Source organism: Microbulbifer regidiadema (SeqCode), assembly GCF_052467605.1.
In genome coordinates this window covers 4,411,957-4,429,609 of record NZ_CP174316.1, presented here as the reverse complement: position 1 = coordinate 4,429,609, position 17,653 = coordinate 4,411,957, and the positions used below count along the sequence as shown (strand labels likewise).

Genomic DNA, 17,653 nt, shown 5'->3' with positions numbered 1-17,653 from the left:
TGAGCCAGAGCTCACCTGAATTAAGGACACAATGGAACAGCGAGTCGTAACCCTTTTTCACCACAGCCTTGAAGCCACAATGAACGCTGGCGAGATACTGGCCCCGCTGATTGCAGAAGCCAGCGAAATGGTGGTGCATACACTCTTGGCAGAGAGCAAAGTCCTGCTCTGTGGCAACGGTGTCAGCGGCGCCCTGGCGCAGAGTTTTAGCTCGCAACTAACCGGTGGCTTCCAGCGCGAACGCCCCGGCCTACCGGCGATGGCGCTCAACAGCGACGGCGTTTCCATGGGAACCGTCGCCCAAAATCACGGCAGCGCCGACACCTTCGCCCACCCGGTTCGCGCCCTGGGACAGCCCGGCGACCTGCTCGTGATCATCAGTAGCGACGGGCGCGACTCAAATCTGGTGCAGGCCATGCGCGCGGCCCGCGATCGGGATATGGGCATACTCGCACTGACCGGCGGTGACGGCGGCGACTGCGCCGCACTGCTCGACACCCACGATATTGAACTGCGCGTGCCATCTGATGTCGCAGCAGAGGTACACCAAGTACACCTTCTGACTATTTTTTGCCTGTGCGACCTGATCGACAGCAGCTTGTTCGGTGGCTACGAGGAATAAACAATGAACAACAGAAAGTTGACCCTGGGGAAATATCTATTGGCTGCCCTCACCGCAACCACCTTGTTAGCGGGATGCAGCACCGTACTGGAGGCCACCCATGACGGCCCGATACAACAGGACCCCGGCCAGCGCTCTTTCGGCACCTATATCGATGATCAACGTATCGAAACGGTGACCACCGTTAATATCAACAAGGCCCACCCGGACCTGAAAATCTCCAACATCAATGTCAACTCGTTTAACGGTGTCGTCCTCCTCACCGGCCAGGTGCCCAGCCAGGAGCTGCGCCTGTTGGCCGGACGCACGGCGGAACGAGTGCAGAATGTACGCCAGGTCTACAACGAGATCCAGGTGCGTGGCAAGGTCAGCCTACTGGCCAGCACCAGCGATACCTGGCTGACCACCAAAGTGAAAAGCAACCTGCTTGCCAATAAAGAAGTGGACAGTGGCCGTATCAAAATCGTAACCGAAAATGGCGTGGTCTATCTGATGGGACTACTGACCCCCGCCGAGGCCGAGCGTGCGGCCGAGGCAACCCGCTCAATAGGTGGGGTGCAAAAAGTCGTGAAAGCTGTGGAGTACATCAACTAGTCGCCCACAGACGGCATCCACAAAAAACGGAGGCCAAGGCCTCCGTTTTTTTATTGTGCTCAGGTAAGCAACTTATACCCGCTCAATAGCGACCGCTGTGGCCTCACCGCCGCCAATACAGAGGCTAGCGACCCCTTTCTTGGCATCGCGCTTTTCCATAGCCGCCAGCAGGGTGACCAGGATTCGAGCGCCACTGGCACCCAGCGGATGCCCCAGGGCACAGGCGCCGCCATTGACATTGACCTTCTCCCAGGGCAAGTCGAGCTCGCGCATTGCGGCCATAGCCACAACCGCAAATGCCTCGTTAATCTCGAACAGGTCCACATCTGCCGCAGACCAACCGGCATTTTCCAGCAATTTGCCCATAGCACCGACCGGAGCCGTAGTGAACCACTCCGGCTCACGGGCAAACTGGGACTGCCCCTTGAGCATCGCCAGAACTTTCACACCGCGCTTCTCGGCTTCACTTTTGCGCATCAACACCAGCGCCGCAGCGCCGTCGGAAATAGAACTGGAGTTTGCTGCGGTTACAGTGCCGTCTTTGCGGAACGCCGGTTTCAACTGGGGGATTTTGTCCGGGCGGGCATTGCCCGGCGCCTCGTCGACACTCACCTCAACCTCACCTTTACGCGAGGCAATGGTCACCGGAGCGATTTCCCGGGCAAAGTCCCCGCCCTCGATCGCCGCCTGGGCGCGGGCCAGGGATTCCAGCGCGAAGGCGTCCTGCTCTTCGCGGGTAAAGCCGTATTTGTCGGCAGTGGACTCGGCGAAGGTCCCCATCAGCTTGCCATCGGCGGCATTTTCGAGACCGTCAAGGAACATGGAGTCCTTGACCTCTCCGTGGCCCAGGCGCATGCCGGAACGGGCCTTGGCGAGCAGGTAGGGCGCATTGCTCATGCTCTCCATACCACCGGCCACGATAATCTTGCCCTCCCCCATCAGCAGGGCATCGCGGGCCATCATCACGGTCTTCATCCCGGAGCCGCACACCTTGTTGACGGTGGTGCAGGGGGTGCCCACAGGAATACCCGCACCCAGTGATGCCTGGCGCGCCGGGGCCTGGCCGACGCCGGCCGGGAGCACACAGCCCATCAGCACTTCATCGACATCGGCAGGTGCCACACCCGCATCCTCCAGGGCCGCACGAATCGCCGCAGCACCTAACTGCGGGGCAGTGAGGGCTGAAAGGCTGCCCTGCATAGCGCCCATCGGCGTACGCGACATTCCGACAATCACTACGGGGTCCGAAGTTACATCACTCATTCTGGCTGCTCCAAGTTCTGTGCCGCCATCCCTGTGGTGGCGGCAATTGTTTTAATGTCGCCGCATTATAGCCGAAGCCCTACCCCGCTTCGCCAGGGGCTGCGGCTAATGCACAGCAGTATCAGCCCAGCGTGTTACTATTTACGCCACCAACAGGGATAAATAGGGAAGTGCTATGGGGTCTACAGGATTTATTGTGCTGCTCGGCGTTGCCGCACTATTTTTTTATATAATCAGCATTTTCAACAAACTGGTTTCACTTAAGAACCGCAGCGAAAACGCTTTTGCGCAGATCGAGATACAGTTAAAGCGGCGCCACGAACTGATACCCAATCTGGTGGAGAGCGCCAGGGCGTATCTGAATCACGAGAGGGAGACTCTGGAGGCCGTGATCAGTGCCCGCAGTAGCGCAATTTCAGACCTCAAGAGCGCGGCCCAAAACCCCACTAATGCCGCTGCAATCGATAAGCTCGGCCGCACCGAGGGTCTTCTCAACGGCGCCCTCAGCCGTCTGAATATGGTGATTGAGGCCTATCCGGAACTGAAGGCCGACCAAACCCTCACCGAACTCAACGAGGAGCTCAACAGCACCGAAAACCGGGTGGCATTTGCCCGCCAGGCCTTTAACGACTGCGTCACCAGTTACAACATCTATAAGCAGAGCTTCCCTCCGGTATTCCTGGCCGGCCTCTTCGGGCACCGAGCCGACGCCAAGCTGCTTGAGTTTTCGGACTCGGAAACCTTGCAAGTCGCGCCACGTATCGAGTTTTAAGCTATGAACTTCTATGTTCAGCAGGATAAAGCCAAGCAGAGCAGCCTCTTGCTGGTCTGCCTATTCGCCTTGGCACTCATTACCCTAATCACCCTAACCACCCTGGCGACAGCGGCAATGGTGTCGCTGTCGCGCGGTCAGGCCTTGCTTCCCTCAGATATAGTGCAAGTCTTGGGCTGGGAAACCCTCATCTCAATAGCCTTTGTCATCACCGCCATCGTCGCCCTGGGCAGCCTGTACAAATTCCATCAACTCTCCTCCGGGGGAAAAGCTGTGGCCGAAGCCCTCGGAGGACACAAGCTCAATATTGCCGCGCGGAGTGAACGGGAAAAGCGCGCACTTAATATCGTGGAGGAGATCGCTATTGCAGCGGGTATTCCGGTGCCCGATGTCTACCTCCTTGAAGACACGGCCATCAATGCCTTTGCCGCCGGCCAAACTCCCACAGACGCCGTTATCGGCCTGACCCGAGGCGCATTAGAAAAGCTGACCCGGGAAGAACTCCAGGGCGTGGTCGCCCACGAATTCAGCCATATTCTCAACGGGGATATTCGCCTTAATAGCCAGATTGTCGGACTGTTGCACGGCATCTTAGTTATTGGCCTGTTGGGACAGCTTTTAGTCAGAAGCCCAGCCCCACATAGACGTGTAACCCCAGCAAGATACCCACTGCTGGGCCTGGGAATAACCCTGATCATTCTCGGCTATAGCGGCACACTGCTCGGCAACCTGATCAAGGCCGCCGTCAGCCGGCAGCGGGAGTTTCTTGCCGATGCCTCCGCAGTACAATTGACCCGCAACAATCTCGGTATTGCCAGCGCACTGAAAAAGATTGGCGGCTACAAATCGGGCTCACAACTCAGCAGCTCCAACACCGCAGAGTTCAACCATATGCTGTTCGCCGTTGGGGTGAAACACTCGCTACCCAACCTTTTTGCCAGCCACCCACCGCTAGCGGTGCGCATTAAAAGACTGGAGCCCGCCTGGAATGGCCTCTTCAGCAACGCGGAAAAACCGACAAATAGTGCACCGCAGCCGCCCTCCCCCGGCGAACTGCAAAGTGCGCAGCTCGCCATGGCCGCGCCTACAACACCTTTCCAGGCCGCACTGGATGCCGTCGATAACAGTATTGCCAAACCCGATACCCAGCAAATTGAACTGGGCCATCAACTGCTGGACTCCATTCCACCGTTGATTCAACAGGCTGCGCACGAGCCTTTTAGCGCCCGAGCACTGGTTTACCATCTTCTTTTACACAAAGATAAGGCCGAGCGAGACAAACAGTTGAAGCTCTTGCAGAAAATCGCCCACCCGGCGGTTATCCGGGAGATGCAAAAACTTAAGCCGCACATGGAGGCACTGCCGAGCAATGCCCGCCTCGCCTTGATCGACTTGTGTATTCCCGCCCTGCGCGCGCTGGTTCCACAGCAGTACCAGGTTTTTAAGCGAAACCTGATTAAGCTCTTGCACAGCAACGGGAAATTAGAGATTTGGGAGTGGGCCCTGTACCGGGTCTTGGTGCACGCACTCGACAACACCCCGGATCGACAGCGCCTCTCCCACAATAAACACGCCAACAAGGATGCCGCGCGATTTATCCTGGCCGCCGTCGCCCACGCGGGAAACAGCCAGTACCTACCGGCAAAGCGCGCCTACGAACAAGGACTTAGCGCCCTTAACCTTGAAATCACCCCGCTGCCCGGTAGCGCCGATATCACCCTGCCGCGAATGGATAAAGCCGTTGCCATTGCCGGCCTTATCCCGCCACTGGAAAAACCCAACCTACTGAAAGCTATAGTGATTACCTTGAACCACAACGGAGTTATCAAGGCGGAGGAGATCGAATTACTGAGGGCCGTCGCCGACAGCCTGGACTGCCCAATGCCGCCGATTATCAATACCTCCAATCAATAAAAAGCGCTTTAAATTTACTATTTGCAGCAGCGTCGATACTGATATCGGCGCTGCTGCACCCTAGTGTTGGTAAACCGGCCCAATGCCCACACTCCACAAAATGACTGAGCCAATAAGCACCGTAACCATCATAACCAACGCAACCGTCAATACCGCACAGGCGTATAGAAAGGCGCGCTCCTTATTCATATTCATCAGAATCGGAATACCGGCAAAGACCAGGTAAATAGAATAGACCCCGGCAATACCGACCGATGCCATCGTCAGCCAGGGGTGGGGATACAGCACCACAATACTCGCGAGGAAGATTGGCGTAGTAATAAACACCGCAAGGGCAGTGCCCTCATAGTGGCGTGTCGGCTCATCGCCCTCCACACCATATGAACGCGCCATCCAGTTGATAAACTCCCCCAGGCAATAGACCCCCAGTAGCAGTGCAAAATAAGTGACGACCGACAACACTGCTGCACTCTCAGGGGTCAGCTTTGCCAGGTGCCCCCCAACCTGAAAACCTACCCGGGTTACACCGAAGTAACCGGCCACAGTAGGTATCAGTGCCAAGAGCGGTATATGCGTTACAAATACCTCAAAAAATGAATGTCGATCGGCGCGAATCGCCTTCCACTCTTTTTCCGGATTGGTCAAAATACCGATAGTATGACTGAGTAACCGCACGCCAAATCTCCCTTCCAATGCCCTGCCTTGCAGTATCGGTGGCGCACAACAGATTAACCAATGCCGAAAGGGAATTAGACGTCACTTTTAAATTTACTTGATTTATATCAGCCGTGAATAGACAGGCAATTGCGCCCACTGCGCTTTGCCTTATAAAGCGCCTGGTCGGCAGCTTTGAGGATAGCCTCAGGTTTTCTTAGCTTTTTGCTGCGATGGGCGACACCGATACTCACAGTAATTTTTATTGGCTTCCCCCCGCCCCGCCCTCGGAAAGAAACCCCCGCTGAAAGACGCCCCGATGACCTTAGTCTCAGTGGGTAGTTTGCGATTTTTTCCCTGATCTCTTCCAACCGGGCCTCTTTCGCCTCGCGATTGCGCCCCGCAAGATAAATGGCAAACTCCTCTCCACCGTAGCGAAATACAGTACCGCTGGCGTGACGGGCGAGTTGTGCGGCGACCATTTGCAAGGCCTGATCCCCCACCTGGTGGCCATAGCGATCATTTAGCTTTTTAAAATAATCGATATCGACCATAGCGAGGCTGTAATTCCATGCCGGAGTTAGCATCTGATAGCGAAAAGCCCGCCTGGAGTGAAGCCCGGTCAGCTCATCGCGAAACGCCAACTCATAACTGGCTCCCAGTAGCGATGCAACCAGCAGGATTCCCGCTACAGAGCCAATAAACTCGAGGGGAAGACTCAACCAGACACTAAATAGCAGCAAAATAATGCAACTAAACAGACCCATTGCCGTGGGGCCTGGGTAGAGAAACAATAAAGCAAAGGCGCCGAATGCAGAGATACCGCCAATCAATTGCGGCAGAGTAAACCCGGACACCCCAGCGGGTAAACTTTCCAGTGGAAATACCAAGTTCAGGGGGGAACAGCAGTCGTAGAGCCAGGCAAAACCCACCCCCTCAATCAGTAACAGCAAGCTCCACAGCAATCCAAAAATACTGAGTACACTGCGATCACGGCTACAGGTAAACAGAACCAGATTTACCGCAACCAGTGAGAGATAGAGGGGAAGGTCCCGCTCTAGGCTCGGGAGCAATTGGGCTCTGGCGCCCATATATAGGGCCATAATAAGCAGCGCTGCAAGCACCACCCGGCTGGAACGAAACCCCAAACCGAGCAATCCCGCCATCCCCAACAGCACAACAGGCAGCTGCGAGCTGTATAAAGGGGTCAGGTCGATCCAGGGGAAATACTGCGCAGTGAGAAGCACCAGAAGCATCCCTGGCAGCCAGATAAAGCGCAGCCACTGAAGATACGGCGGCATGATATTTGCGGCAATAATAGTTAGCCGGCCATTATACGGACTTGGAGCAAGCCCACACCCGGAACCGCATCACAGAAAAGGGGGCGGGAAGCTGGCAGGGCCTTAGGAATTCACCCTGCCAGGGAAGAGGAGCGCTATTTAACGACTCGCAAGGCCGGCTTTTTCACCGATTTTTTACCCAAACTGGTGGGTGGAGTCGGCTCTGGCGGCTCTGGGGTTTCCTCGGCCTCAAATACCATTCCCTGCCCATTTTCCCGCGCATAGATGCCGACGACAGACCCTACTGGGACCTGAATATCCGTCGGTACACCACCAAAACGAGCATTAAACCTGATGGCGTAGTTGTCCATGGTCAGGCTGGCAACCGCTGATTCCGAGATGTTCAGAACTATCTGGCCATCATCGTTTACATGCTGCTGCGGCACCAGAACACCAGGGAGGTGTGTATCAACCAGAATATAAGGAGTGCACCGGTTATCGGTTATCCACTCGTAAAACGCCCGCAGGATATAGGGACGATTGGATGTCATAGCCGGCTTACTCACCAGTATCCCCTCAACGCATTTCCCGTTCGTATTCAGTCAGACTCTGCTGGAATGCTTCGCGAGCAAACAGGCGATCCATATAATCCAGCAGCGGTTTCACCTGCTTGGTTTTCGGAAGGCTGATTTCGAACTGCTCGAGACGCCACAACAGCGGGGCCATACAGCAATCTACCAGAGAGAACTCTTCGTTAAAGAAATATGGCAGATCGGTAAACATCGGCGCAATACCAACCAGGTTATCGCGCAGCTCTTTGCGGGCAGAGGCCGCATCCTTACCACCAGCCAGAATCTTGTCCACCAGAGGACACCAGTCGCGCTCGATACGGTGCATAATCTGGCGGCTCTGAGCACGGGCAACCGGGTACACCGGCAGCAGCGGTGGATGCGGGAAGCGCTCGTCCAGATACTCCATCATCACCTTGGTCTCGAACAGCACCAGGTCGCGATCTACCAGGGTTGGCAGGGAGTTGTAAGGATTGAGGTCAGCGAGTTCAGCTGGTTTATCATCGGCGTCCACATCGGTAATATCGACGGAAACCCCTTTCTCGGCAAGTACGATACGCACTCGATGGCTATAGTGGCTGCGACCATCGGAGAAGAAGGTCATCGAGGAGCGCTTGTTGGTAGGCACACCCATGTTCAAACTACCTCAAACTTTTAGCCGGCTGAAGCCGACCTTTTATTCAAAATATAAAAGGGCAGTGAGCAAGCTCACCACCCATTAGAGACAAACTATCGACGGCTTTAGTGGTGCACGTCCTTCCAGTATTCGCGGTTCAGCAACCAGGCGAAGATAAAGAACACAAAAATAAACGCCAGCACATAGAAGCCAATACGTTTGCGATCTTCGGCTATCGGCTCAGCGATGTACTCCATAAAGTTGACGAGGTCATACATGGCCCCATCAAACTCTTCCGGAGTCATGGAGCCTTTCACCTTACCGACCTCCAGGCTACCACAGGCGGCATCCATAATCGGGTTGCCCAGCTCATCGCGGACAACTTTACCGTGGTCGCGCTTGGGACCGGGGGCGCATTCCTGCAAACCCTGCAACTCCATCAGCACGTGGGGCATAGCCACACTCGGGAAGACCTTATTATTTACCCCAGTAGCACGACTGTCGTCCTTATAGAAGCTGCGGAGGTAAGTGTAGAGCCATTCCGGTGAGCGCGAACGGGCAACCAGCGTCAGGTCCGGCGGCGCGGCGCCGAACCATACCTTGGAATCATCCGGGCGCATGGAGATCGTCATCAGGTTACCGATCTTGTCGTCACCCAGAACCAGATTCTCCATCATCAACTCAAGCGGGATATCCAGATCAGTGGCCACACGCTCCCAGCGGGAGTAGTTGGCACTGTGACAACCCATGCAGTAGTTGACAAAGTACTTGGCGCCGCGCTGCAGAGACGGTTTGTCCTGCAAATCGATGCTGATATGGTCCAGCTCCACTTCGGATTCCGCACCCACCGCTTTAATCGGGATAAAGGTCAGCAGGCCGACAACAATAATACCGATAAATAGTGTTGCAAATGTTTTGCCTCCAGACGGGCTGGTTACACGCTCGGGCTCCGGGTATACGTCATCGCGGTTAGTGATCCATGGCAGAGCGGCAAAGAAGGCTGCCAACAGCAGGGTTACAACCCCCATGAACGTATTCACAGAGAAGTTAGCTACCGCCATCCACAGGAACAGCACAGCAAAGATGGCGCAAACAGCCCAGGAACCAATGCCTTTCTTACTCTTCGGATTCGTCCAAACCGGCATGGTCAGGAAGAAGGCGAAGTAGAACAGGGTTGCGACCTGAGACAGGAAGTTGCGGTCCGGAGTCGGGGATTTAACACCCAGGTAGCCGAGGATAATAAATACCGCAGCAAACAGAAGCAGCAAGCCCTTCGGCAACCAACCCTTGTAGCGGATCGAGCGAACCGGGCTCTTATCCAGCCAAGGCAGCACAAACAGCACCGCAATAGCCGCACCCATCGCTACCAAACCAAGGAACTTGGCGGTAAGCGGGCCGATATCCATAGTTACTGCACGCAGGATGGCGTAGAACGGCGTGAAGTACCAAACCGGAGCAATATGCGGCGGTGTCTTCAGCGGGTTCGCCTCTTCGAAGTTAGCATACTCCAGGAAGAAACCGCCCATTTCCGGGAAGAAGAACACAACGGTGGCGAAGATAAACAGGAATACTGCAATACCTACCAGATCGTGAACAGAGTAGTAAGGGTGGAAAGGCACGCCGTCTTTAGGGATACCGTTCTCGTCCTTGTTCTTCTTAATCTCGATACCGTCCGGGTTGTTGGAGCCCACTTCGTGCAATGCGAGGATATGCAGAACGACCAACAGCACCAGTACCAGCGGCAGTGCAATCACGTGCAGGGAGAAGAAGCGGGTCAGGGTAATGCCAGAAATCAGGTAGTCACCGCGAATCCACTCAACCAAGGTGTCGCCAACAGCAGGGATTGCTCCAAACAGAGAAACAATTACCTGGGCACCCCAGTAGGACATCTGGCCCCAGGGCAGTACGTAGCCCATAAAGGCCTCTGCCATCAGCACCAGGTAGATACACATACCGAAGATCCACACCAGCTCGCGGGGCGGCTTATAAGAGCCGTACATCAGACCGCGGAACATATGCAGATATACCACTACGAAGAAGGCGGACGCCCCCGTCGAGTGGAGATAGCGTATCAACCAACCCCACTCCACATCGCGCATGATGTACTCAACCGAGGCAAACGCCTCCTCGGCAGAGGGGTTGTAACTCATAACCAGCCAAATACCGGTCAACAGCTGGTTAACCAGAACCAACAGGGAGAAAACGCCGAAGAAATACCACAGGTTAAAGTTTTTGGGCGCGTAGTACTTGCCCATGTGCTTATCCCAGGCCTGGTAGATCGGCAGTCGCTGATCTACCCAATCACCGAAATCTGCGAGCCATTTCATGCGGTGCCCTCCTGGTCTACGCCAATCACGATTACATCGTCGTTCTCATAGGAATATGGCGGCACCTCCAGGTTGGTAGGCGCGGGAACACCGGTGTAAACGCGGCCAGCCATATCGTATTTGGAACCGTGACAGGGGCAGAAGAAGCCGCCCATCCACTCGTCGCCACCCAGATCGGCAGCGCCCACTTCCGGGCGGTACATCGGTGCGCAACCCAGGTGCGTACACAGGCCAACCAATACCAAAAGTTGCGGCTTGATGGAGCGGTTTTCCGGGTCTACATAAGCCGGCTGAATAGATTCCTCGGAGTTGGGGTCGCGCAGTTGCGGCTCCACTTTCTCCAGATCTTGCAATATTTCCTCGGTGCGGCGCACAACATAGACCGGCTTACCTCGCCACTCTACGGTGACCATCTGGCCCGGTTCAATTTTGCTAATGTTGTATTTAACCGGAGCACCAGCAGCTTTCGCCTTGGCACTCGGCTTCCAGGAAGCGACGAAGGGAACGGCAACCCCCACCGCACCTGCACCACCAACAACCGAGGTGGCCGCAGTTAGAAAGCGGCGCCGTCCTACATTTACACCGTCATCACTCATGACGTAGTTCTCCCATCACAGCGACCCCCGTTAGCCCGGAGATGCACTGGCCCAAACCCAAAAAGTCTTGAAAGAAGTCCCGCCCGGCAGATTGCCCGCGCGAATAAACCCCACAAATCAAGCGGATACAAATCGGCGCAATGTTAAAGAAAATGCCAATTTGATACAAGGCAATGCTATGGGGAACGTCGGGAATCACGCGGCGAAACCGCGATAAATCCAGCAAAGTCACAAGAGCGCTGGATAACCACAGATACGGGTATAAAAAAGCCCGGCAGAAGCCGGGCCAAAAAGAAAGCTTAACGCTTGGAGAATTGCGGCTTCTTACGCGCTTTGCGCAGACCCACTTTCTTACGCTCAACCTCACGGGCGTCGCGGGTAACATAACCAGCGGCACGCAGCGGTTGACGCAGCGCTTCGTCGTACTGCATCAGGGCACGGGTCAGGCCGTGACGGATAGCACCCGCCTGACCAAAGGAACCGCCACCTTTAACAGTAACAGTGATGTCGAATTTCTCGACCATTTCAACCTTTTCCAGCGGCTGACGCACGATCATGCGCGCCACTTCACGGCCAAAGTATTCGTCCAGGGTACGACCGTTTACGCTGATCTTACCTTCGCCTGCTGTGAGGAATACACGAGCAGTAGAGGTCTTGCGGCGGCCGGTACCGTAGTATTGAGTAGTTGCCATCAGATTTATTCCCGTTTAGATCGCCAGTTCAATCGGCTGTTGAGCCACATGAGGATGTTCACTGCCGCTGTATACTTTCAGCTTCTTGAACATGGCACGACCCAAAGGACCTTTCGGCAGCATGCCTTTAACGGCGCTTTGAACGGTGCGCTCGGGCGCTTTTTCGATCAGCTTTTCGAAGCTGATGGATTTGAGACCACCGGGGTAGCCAGAGTGGCTGTGGTAGATCTTGTCTTTGGCCTTGTTACCGGTCACGCGAACCTTTTCAGCATTAATTACAACGATGTAATCGCCAGTGTCCACGTGGGGCGTGTATTCAGGCTTGTGCTTGCCGCGCAGACGGGTTGCGATCTCGGCAGCGATACGGCCGAGGGTCTTGTCCGCAGCGTCAACAATGTACCAGTCGCGTTTTACCGCTTCTGGCTTGGCACTGTAAGTCTTCATGTTATAAACACCTGTAATATGACCCCCAGAATTAGGGGCCGTCCCACAAAAGAGCGCGGATAGTACAAAAGGAGTGTACGCTTTTCAAGCAGAAATTACCCGACTCGACAGACTCACTCTGGGCGGTGCGGCCGCTCCAAATATTCGCGGGACTGCATCTCCAGAAGCCGACTCACTGTGCGCTCAAATTCAAACTTGAGGTGGCGACCGACGTACAGTTCCTCCGCCGGAACTTCCGCTGAAATGACCAATTTAACGCTCCGGTCATAAAACTCATCTACCAGGTTGATAAAGCGGCGCGCCTGGGCGTCCATCCGCTCATCGAACTTTGCCACCGATCCGAGGAGCACCGTATGAAACTCCCGGGCCAGCTCGATATAGTCATTTTGCGATCGCGGCCCATCACACAGGTCCACAAAATCAAACCAGGCAACATCATCTGCTACCTTTAGGGCTCGGATCGGGCGCCCCTCTACCTGCAACTGAACTTCGCTGCGTACCTCGCAACCGCTGACACTCAACTGGGAAAAGCTCTGTTCGAGATTGCTGTCCGCCTCGCTACCCAGCGGGGAGTGATACAGCTGCAATATCTCCAGAGTGCGCAGCCGGTAATCGGTCCCCCCGTCCACATTGACAACTTTGGTATGCCTCTCCAGCAGATCGATTGCCGGGAGAAACCTCGCCCTCTGCAATCCATCCCGATACAGGCCACTGGGCACAATATTTGAGGTTGCCACCAGGGCCACCCCCCGGCGAAACAGCGCATCCAGCAGGCCGGCCAATATCATGGCATCGGCGATGTCCGAGACAAAAAACTCATCAAAACAGAGCACCCGAGCGCGGCGCGCAATCTTGTCCGCCACCTTCTCCAGCGGGTTCTTCTCTCCAGCGTACTCCTTTAGATCCTGGTGGACCCGCCGCATAAAACGGTGGAAGTGAGTGCGCTGCTTTTCTGCAAATGGCAGGGACTCGAAAAATGCATCCATCAGATAGGTTTTGCCGCGCCCAACCCCGCCCCAAAAATAGAGCCCCTTCTCGGGCTCCGAGGCGCCGCCGCGCAAACGGGCGAGGAAATTAACGATTGCTCCGCGCTGGGACCTGGCCACAAGGCGCTGGTGAAGATCCTGCAACTCCTCAACCGCCCGGCGCTGGGATTGGTCTTCGAGAAAATCAGGGCGCTGCAGATCGCTCTCATAGCGCTCGAGCGGAGAAGAAAATAGTGGTTTGGCGGGCAACATAGAGGAAAATTTCTTCGACTACTGAATAACTGGCGCGCACTCTAACAAATTCAACCAATCGGCGCATAGGTCACAATATACGTACAGTCGACACTCCAGACTGCGGTGCAACCACCCGAAATAGCCAGCCCTCCCTGCAAACTGGCAGTGGACGCCGGCCATCCCACCGCAATTCGCCGACAACCTTAATTGTCAGTGTAATAATCGCGTATACTGGCCGCTCAATTATGGGGCCGTAGCAGAAGTGGCGCAAAGTGCAGGCAGGCGCACAGCCGGACTGAGGCCGCCCCCACGAGGTGACCGGTACAATAAAAGCAAGTTGAGGAGGTGCAAGTGCACTCTACATCGGTATTAATTTTAGTCGGCGTCCTCGGTATGACCCTGGGTGCATTCCTCGCTTTTCTTGCGGTGCGCGGGCGTACCAGCGTGGAGCGCTCGGAGGAGCTGGAACAAAAGCTGCGCGAGGCCAACAACAAGCTTGAAGACTTCCAGCTACAGGTCAACGACCACTTCGATCAAACCTCACAGCTGGTTCACAACCTCACCGAAAGCTATAAAGAGGTTCACGAATACCTATCAAACAGCGCCCTGCGCCTATCCAGCCAGGATATTGGCCGCCAGATGCTGAAGGCGGGTAGCGGTCAATTAAAAGACAATGACGAGCAACTGCAAGATATAGAGCCACCTCGCGATTGGGCCCCGAAAGAACCCGGCGCCAAAGGCACTCTGGCCGAGGACTACGGCCTCGAAAAAGAAACTCACGAGAGCAGCTAGTGCAGCACAATCGACACTGCACAAATCGCAGCTGATGCAGCTTTTACAGCAATAAAAAAGGCGGGTAATTACCCGCCTTTTTTATTGGGCAGTTACAGGCTCTGATAGTAGTCCATCAAAATCTGCGCCACTTCAGGGCGGGAAAACTCCGGGGGCGGTGCGATACCATCACCGAGCATTTCGCGCACTTTGGTGCCCGAAAGCAGGATAAAGTCCTCTTTGGTGTGATCCGGCACATCGCGCATCATCACTACCTTATTCAACTTCTTGGAATAAGCAGTGTGGTCGGCGCGGAAAATCTCAATTTCAAGAGCGCCTTCAGGCACCTTCTCATCAAAGATTGTCTGCGCGTCAAAAGCACCGTAATAGTCGCCAACACCGGCGTGGTCGCGCCCAACGATCAGATGGCTACAGCCACAGTTCTGGCGGAAGACAGCATGCAGCACCGCTTCGCGGGGACCGGCATACAGCATATCGAAGCCATAACCTGTCACCATCACCGTATTTGCCGGGAAGTACAGCTCTACCATTTTGCGAATAGAGGCATCGCGCACCGGGGCGGGGATATCGCCGGGCTTAAGCTGGCCAAGCAGCATATGGATCAACACACCGTCCGCTTCCACGCCATCCAGGGCCATCTTGCACAGCTCTTCGTGCGCGCGATGCATCGGGTTGCGAGTCTGGAATGCCACCACTTTGTTCCAGCCGCGCTCCTTAAACTCATTGCGAATTTCAACTGCGGTGCGGAAGGTATCCGGGAAGTCACTTTGGAAGTAGCTAAAGTTCAACACCTCAATCGGACCTGAAATCAGAGTTCGACCGGCAGATTTGAACGTTGCAACGCCGGGGTGTTTCTCATCCAGAGTGCCAAACACCTGTTCCGCCATGGTATCCATCTGCTCTTCAGAGACGGTTTCAATCGCCTCAACATCCATCACGGCGAGAACCGGGTTACCCTCTACATTGGGGTCACGCAGGGCAATACGGGAAGCGCCTGCGATCTCACTGGCATCTTTAACAACGTTAACAACCGGTACCGGCCAGAACAAACCGTCAACTGTGCGCAGGCTTTCAGCAACGCTCATCGCATCCGCCAGGTTCATATAACCGTGCAACGGATTAAAGTACCCCGCCCCGAGCATTACCGCATTAGCGGCGGCAGCAGAACTGACCACGATTGACGGCAGGGACTCCGCCTCTTGCATCAGCTGGTGGTGTCTTTCACTGTCGTATACAAAGCGCGGCTGAAGCTCAACACTGCCATGAGGGCGAACTAGGGACATTTAGGTCTCCAAATAAATAGTAGTTACCGGTTAGTCTTAAAATTTCGACTGGCCATTATACGCATCTAGCGCAAGTGACCAATGTCAACGGGATATAGCAGTCACATTATATCGTGCAAATACAACTCCCCGAGCAATCGCGCCAGCCCCCAACTCGCTATAAATCACTAGAACAAAAGTATACGGGAACATAAGAGCAGCTATACCAGGCGGTGAAAATATAAGCACCCACCCTGTAAGCCCACAAAATAACCAGCGCATCGGGGTCGGGCCACAGGGTATTTATAACTCAGCACAAGCGTACCGCGAAACAGGCTTGCAGCGGGGGCAGCAACAATTTCCTCTATCCGGCGTTATGCGCAGCGATTCCACCTGAGGACGTGTGTATAATCATCCCAAAGAGGAGTCACGAGTGTCACAGAACCGATTTCTACAAGATTGGGCCCTACCCGCCTTGATAGGCCTTGCCATGGCCGCCCTACTCTTGGTTATATTCCCACAGCTTCGCGGTGCCCCGCCCAAAGCCAGCGAAAACAATATTCAGAGTCCCACGTCTTATGCCCACGCTGTTAATATGGCGGGCCCCGCTGTAGTTAATATATATACTCGCATGGCTATGCCGCAGCGCCAGCACCCCCTGTTTAACGACCCCCTTTTTAGACGCTTATTCGACAATATGGACGTCCCGCAAAGGCAGAGGATGCAGTCCAACCTCGGTTCCGGAGTGATCGCCAGCGACAACGGTTATATCTTAACCAATCATCACGTGGTCGATCAGGCGGATGCCATCGTTATTCTGCTGGCCGACGGCAGAGAGGCGCAGGCAAGACTCGTCGGCAGCGATGCAGATTTTGATTTGGCCGTTCTCAAAATTGATCTGGACGGCCTGACGTCAATTTCTGTCGGAGAACCCGACAAAGCCCAGGTGGGCGATGTCGTCCTGGCTATTGGCAACCCTTTCGGGGTTGGGCAAACCGTGACTCAAGGTATTATCAGTGCAAAAGGCCGCCACCTTGAGAACTCCGGCACCGGCAGCTACTTGCAAAATTTCTTGCAGACAGATGCCGCCGTCAACCCGGGAAACTCCGGGGGAGCACTGGTTGACTCCCGCGGCCGCCTGCTGGGTATTAACACCTCAATCCTCAATCAATCCGGCTATTCTGGCGGTATCAGTTTTGCCATTCCCGCCAATATCGCCTTCAAGGTAATGCAGGATATTATTGCTTACGGCCGCGTCGTGCCCGGCTGGCTCGGTATCGAAGCCACCGGTATCAGCCCGCAAATGGCCAAGGAGTTCAATTTAAACTCTATCGGCGGTGTCATGGTGACAGCCATCTACAACGAAGGCCCCGCCTACACAGCGGGTCTCCAGCCTGGGGATGTCATTACCCATATCGATAACCTGCCCATCGGCGACGGCAAGCAGGGAGAGGCCACTATGGCCACCTTGCGCCCCGGTGACACCATCTCAATTACATTTATTCGAGATGGAATCTCCCACACGGTGAATGCCACGGTTTCAGAAGAGCCCCAGACAAAAACCACAATAGAATAAACCCTTAAGGGAGAGTCTCTATGCGTTCGCTAGTTTTAGCCCTGTTTTTTGCAGTTACTGCAACTTCTGCAGTAGCGGGAGATCGAGAGGATTTACATCAACTGCTGACTGACTTTATCAGCAAGGCTGCCACCGACGCCCAAGCCCATCAACGCTTCTGGGCCGAGGACTTGGTATACACCAGCTCCGCTGGAGAGCGCTTTGGGAAAAGTGAAATTCTGCAAGGGATGCAAACCCCGGCAACAGAGCCCGTAACAATGAGCTATGCCGCCGAGGAAATTGATATCCGGCTGCTGGGGGACGCGGCTGTTGTTGCATTTAAACTATCTGCAAATGACAGCGGCAAGGATGAACAGAGTTATTACTTCAATACAGGGACATTTATCAAGCGCGGCGGTGAGTGGCGCGCACTCGCCTGGCAGGCTACTCGCATCCCCCCGGCAGAGTAAGATTTTTATAG

18 protein-coding genes are annotated in these 17,653 nt (G+C 55.0%); 7 read left to right on the top strand and 11 right to left on the bottom strand.

Going from position 1 to position 17,653, the window contains the following annotated elements; all coding sequences use genetic code 11:
- Window positions 1-31 precede the first annotated feature (31 nt).
- Complete coding sequence (locus tag ACJJIF_RS20025) at window positions 32-622, top strand: SIS domain-containing protein (protein WP_444930028.1); 591 nt, start codon at window positions 32-34, stop codon at window positions 620-622.
- A 3-nt stretch (window positions 623-625) separates the two neighbouring features.
- A complete protein-coding gene (locus tag ACJJIF_RS20020) occupies window positions 626-1,216 on the top strand; it encodes a BON domain-containing protein (RefSeq protein ID WP_444930027.1) in 591 nt (196 codons plus the stop codon).
- Window positions 1,217-1,288: 72 nt separating this feature from the next.
- Here the strand turns inward: ACJJIF_RS20020 and ACJJIF_RS20015 are convergent, their stop codons facing one another.
- Entirely contained in the window at window positions 1,289-2,479 is a 1,191-nt protein-coding gene (locus ACJJIF_RS20015; protein WP_444930026.1) for an acetyl-CoA C-acyltransferase, read from the bottom strand.
- Between the two features lie 175 nt (window positions 2,480-2,654).
- Between ACJJIF_RS20015 and ACJJIF_RS20010 the strand changes: the two genes are divergently transcribed.
- Both ACJJIF_RS20010 and ACJJIF_RS20005 read left to right on the top strand, forming a co-directional pair.
- Window positions 2,655-3,251: a LemA family protein gene (locus ACJJIF_RS20010; RefSeq protein WP_444930025.1), complete on the top strand. Its 597-nt coding sequence runs from the start codon at window positions 2,655-2,657 to the stop codon at window positions 3,249-3,251.
- Between the two features lie 3 nt (window positions 3,252-3,254).
- The gene (locus ACJJIF_RS20005) at window positions 3,255-5,165 is read left to right on the top strand and encodes a M48 family metallopeptidase (RefSeq protein WP_444930024.1); all 1,911 of its coding nucleotides are present in this window, start codon (window positions 3,255-3,257) and stop codon (window positions 5,163-5,165) included.
- A 60-nt stretch (window positions 5,166-5,225) separates the two neighbouring features.
- On the opposite strand, the gene ACJJIF_RS20000 is transcribed toward ACJJIF_RS20005, so the two are convergent.
- The 9 genes from ACJJIF_RS20000 to zapE form a co-directional block, all read right to left on the bottom strand.
- Window positions 5,226-5,840 (bottom strand): Yip1 family protein, encoded by a 615-nt coding sequence (locus ACJJIF_RS20000; protein WP_444930023.1) that lies wholly within the window; start codon window positions 5,838-5,840, stop codon window positions 5,226-5,228.
- 107 nt (window positions 5,841-5,947) lie between these two features.
- On the bottom strand, window positions 5,948-7,120 hold the full coding sequence (locus tag ACJJIF_RS19995; RefSeq protein ID WP_444930022.1) for a GGDEF domain-containing protein: 1,173 nt from the start codon (window positions 7,118-7,120) through the stop codon (window positions 5,948-5,950).
- Window positions 7,121-7,254: 134 nt separating this feature from the next.
- A complete protein-coding gene (locus ACJJIF_RS19990) occupies window positions 7,255-7,650 on the bottom strand; it encodes a ClpXP protease specificity-enhancing factor (protein ID WP_108735312.1) in 396 nt (131 codons plus the stop codon).
- 25 nt (window positions 7,651-7,675) lie between these two features.
- Complete coding sequence (locus ACJJIF_RS19985; RefSeq protein ID WP_108734210.1) at window positions 7,676-8,302, bottom strand: glutathione S-transferase N-terminal domain-containing protein; 627 nt, start codon at window positions 8,300-8,302, stop codon at window positions 7,676-7,678.
- A gap of 107 nt (window positions 8,303-8,409) precedes the next feature.
- Window positions 8,410-10,611, bottom strand: coding sequence for a ubiquinol-cytochrome c reductase (locus ACJJIF_RS19980; RefSeq protein WP_444930021.1), 2,202 nt, complete (start codon window positions 10,609-10,611; stop codon window positions 8,410-8,412).
- Window positions 10,608-11,207, bottom strand: coding sequence for a ubiquinol-cytochrome c reductase iron-sulfur subunit (gene petA / locus ACJJIF_RS19975; RefSeq protein WP_444930020.1), 600 nt, complete (start codon window positions 11,205-11,207; stop codon window positions 10,608-10,610). Before petA ends, ACJJIF_RS19980 begins: the two co-directional genes overlap by 4 nt.
- A 299-nt stretch (window positions 11,208-11,506) precedes the next feature.
- The gene (gene rpsI / locus ACJJIF_RS19970) at window positions 11,507-11,899 is read right to left on the bottom strand and encodes a 30S ribosomal protein S9 (protein WP_444930019.1); all 393 of its coding nucleotides are present in this window, start codon (window positions 11,897-11,899) and stop codon (window positions 11,507-11,509) included.
- A gap of 15 nt (window positions 11,900-11,914) precedes the next feature.
- Window positions 11,915-12,343, bottom strand: coding sequence for a 50S ribosomal protein L13 (rplM, locus tag ACJJIF_RS19965; RefSeq protein WP_444930018.1), 429 nt, complete (start codon window positions 12,341-12,343; stop codon window positions 11,915-11,917).
- A 113-nt stretch (window positions 12,344-12,456) separates the two neighbouring features.
- Window positions 12,457-13,581 carry a cell division protein ZapE gene (gene zapE, locus ACJJIF_RS19960; protein WP_444930017.1) on the bottom strand — a complete coding sequence of 375 codons (1,125 nt, stop codon included), beginning with the start codon at window positions 13,579-13,581 and terminating at the stop codon, window positions 12,457-12,459.
- 333 nt (window positions 13,582-13,914) lie between these two features.
- On the opposite strand from zapE, the gene ACJJIF_RS19955 reads away from it, so the two are divergent.
- On the top strand, window positions 13,915-14,355 hold the full coding sequence (locus ACJJIF_RS19955) for a Z-ring associated ZapG family protein (protein ID WP_444930016.1): 441 nt from the start codon (window positions 13,915-13,917) through the stop codon (window positions 14,353-14,355).
- A 92-nt stretch (window positions 14,356-14,447) separates the two neighbouring features.
- Here the strand turns inward: ACJJIF_RS19955 and sat are convergent, their stop codons facing one another.
- A complete protein-coding gene (gene sat / locus ACJJIF_RS19950) occupies window positions 14,448-15,638 on the bottom strand; it encodes a sulfate adenylyltransferase (RefSeq protein ID WP_444930015.1) in 1,191 nt (396 codons plus the stop codon).
- A 412-nt stretch (window positions 15,639-16,050) separates the two neighbouring features.
- Between sat and ACJJIF_RS19945 the strand changes: the two genes are divergently transcribed.
- Both ACJJIF_RS19945 and ACJJIF_RS19940 read left to right on the top strand, forming a co-directional pair.
- Window positions 16,051-17,193 carry a S1C family serine protease gene (locus ACJJIF_RS19945; protein WP_444930014.1) on the top strand — a complete coding sequence of 381 codons (1,143 nt, stop codon included), beginning with the start codon at window positions 16,051-16,053 and terminating at the stop codon, window positions 17,191-17,193.
- Between the two features lie 20 nt (window positions 17,194-17,213).
- Window positions 17,214-17,642: a nuclear transport factor 2 family protein gene (locus ACJJIF_RS19940; RefSeq protein WP_444930013.1), complete on the top strand. Its 429-nt coding sequence runs from the start codon at window positions 17,214-17,216 to the stop codon at window positions 17,640-17,642.
- The last annotated feature ends 11 nt before the right edge of the window (window positions 17,643-17,653 follow it).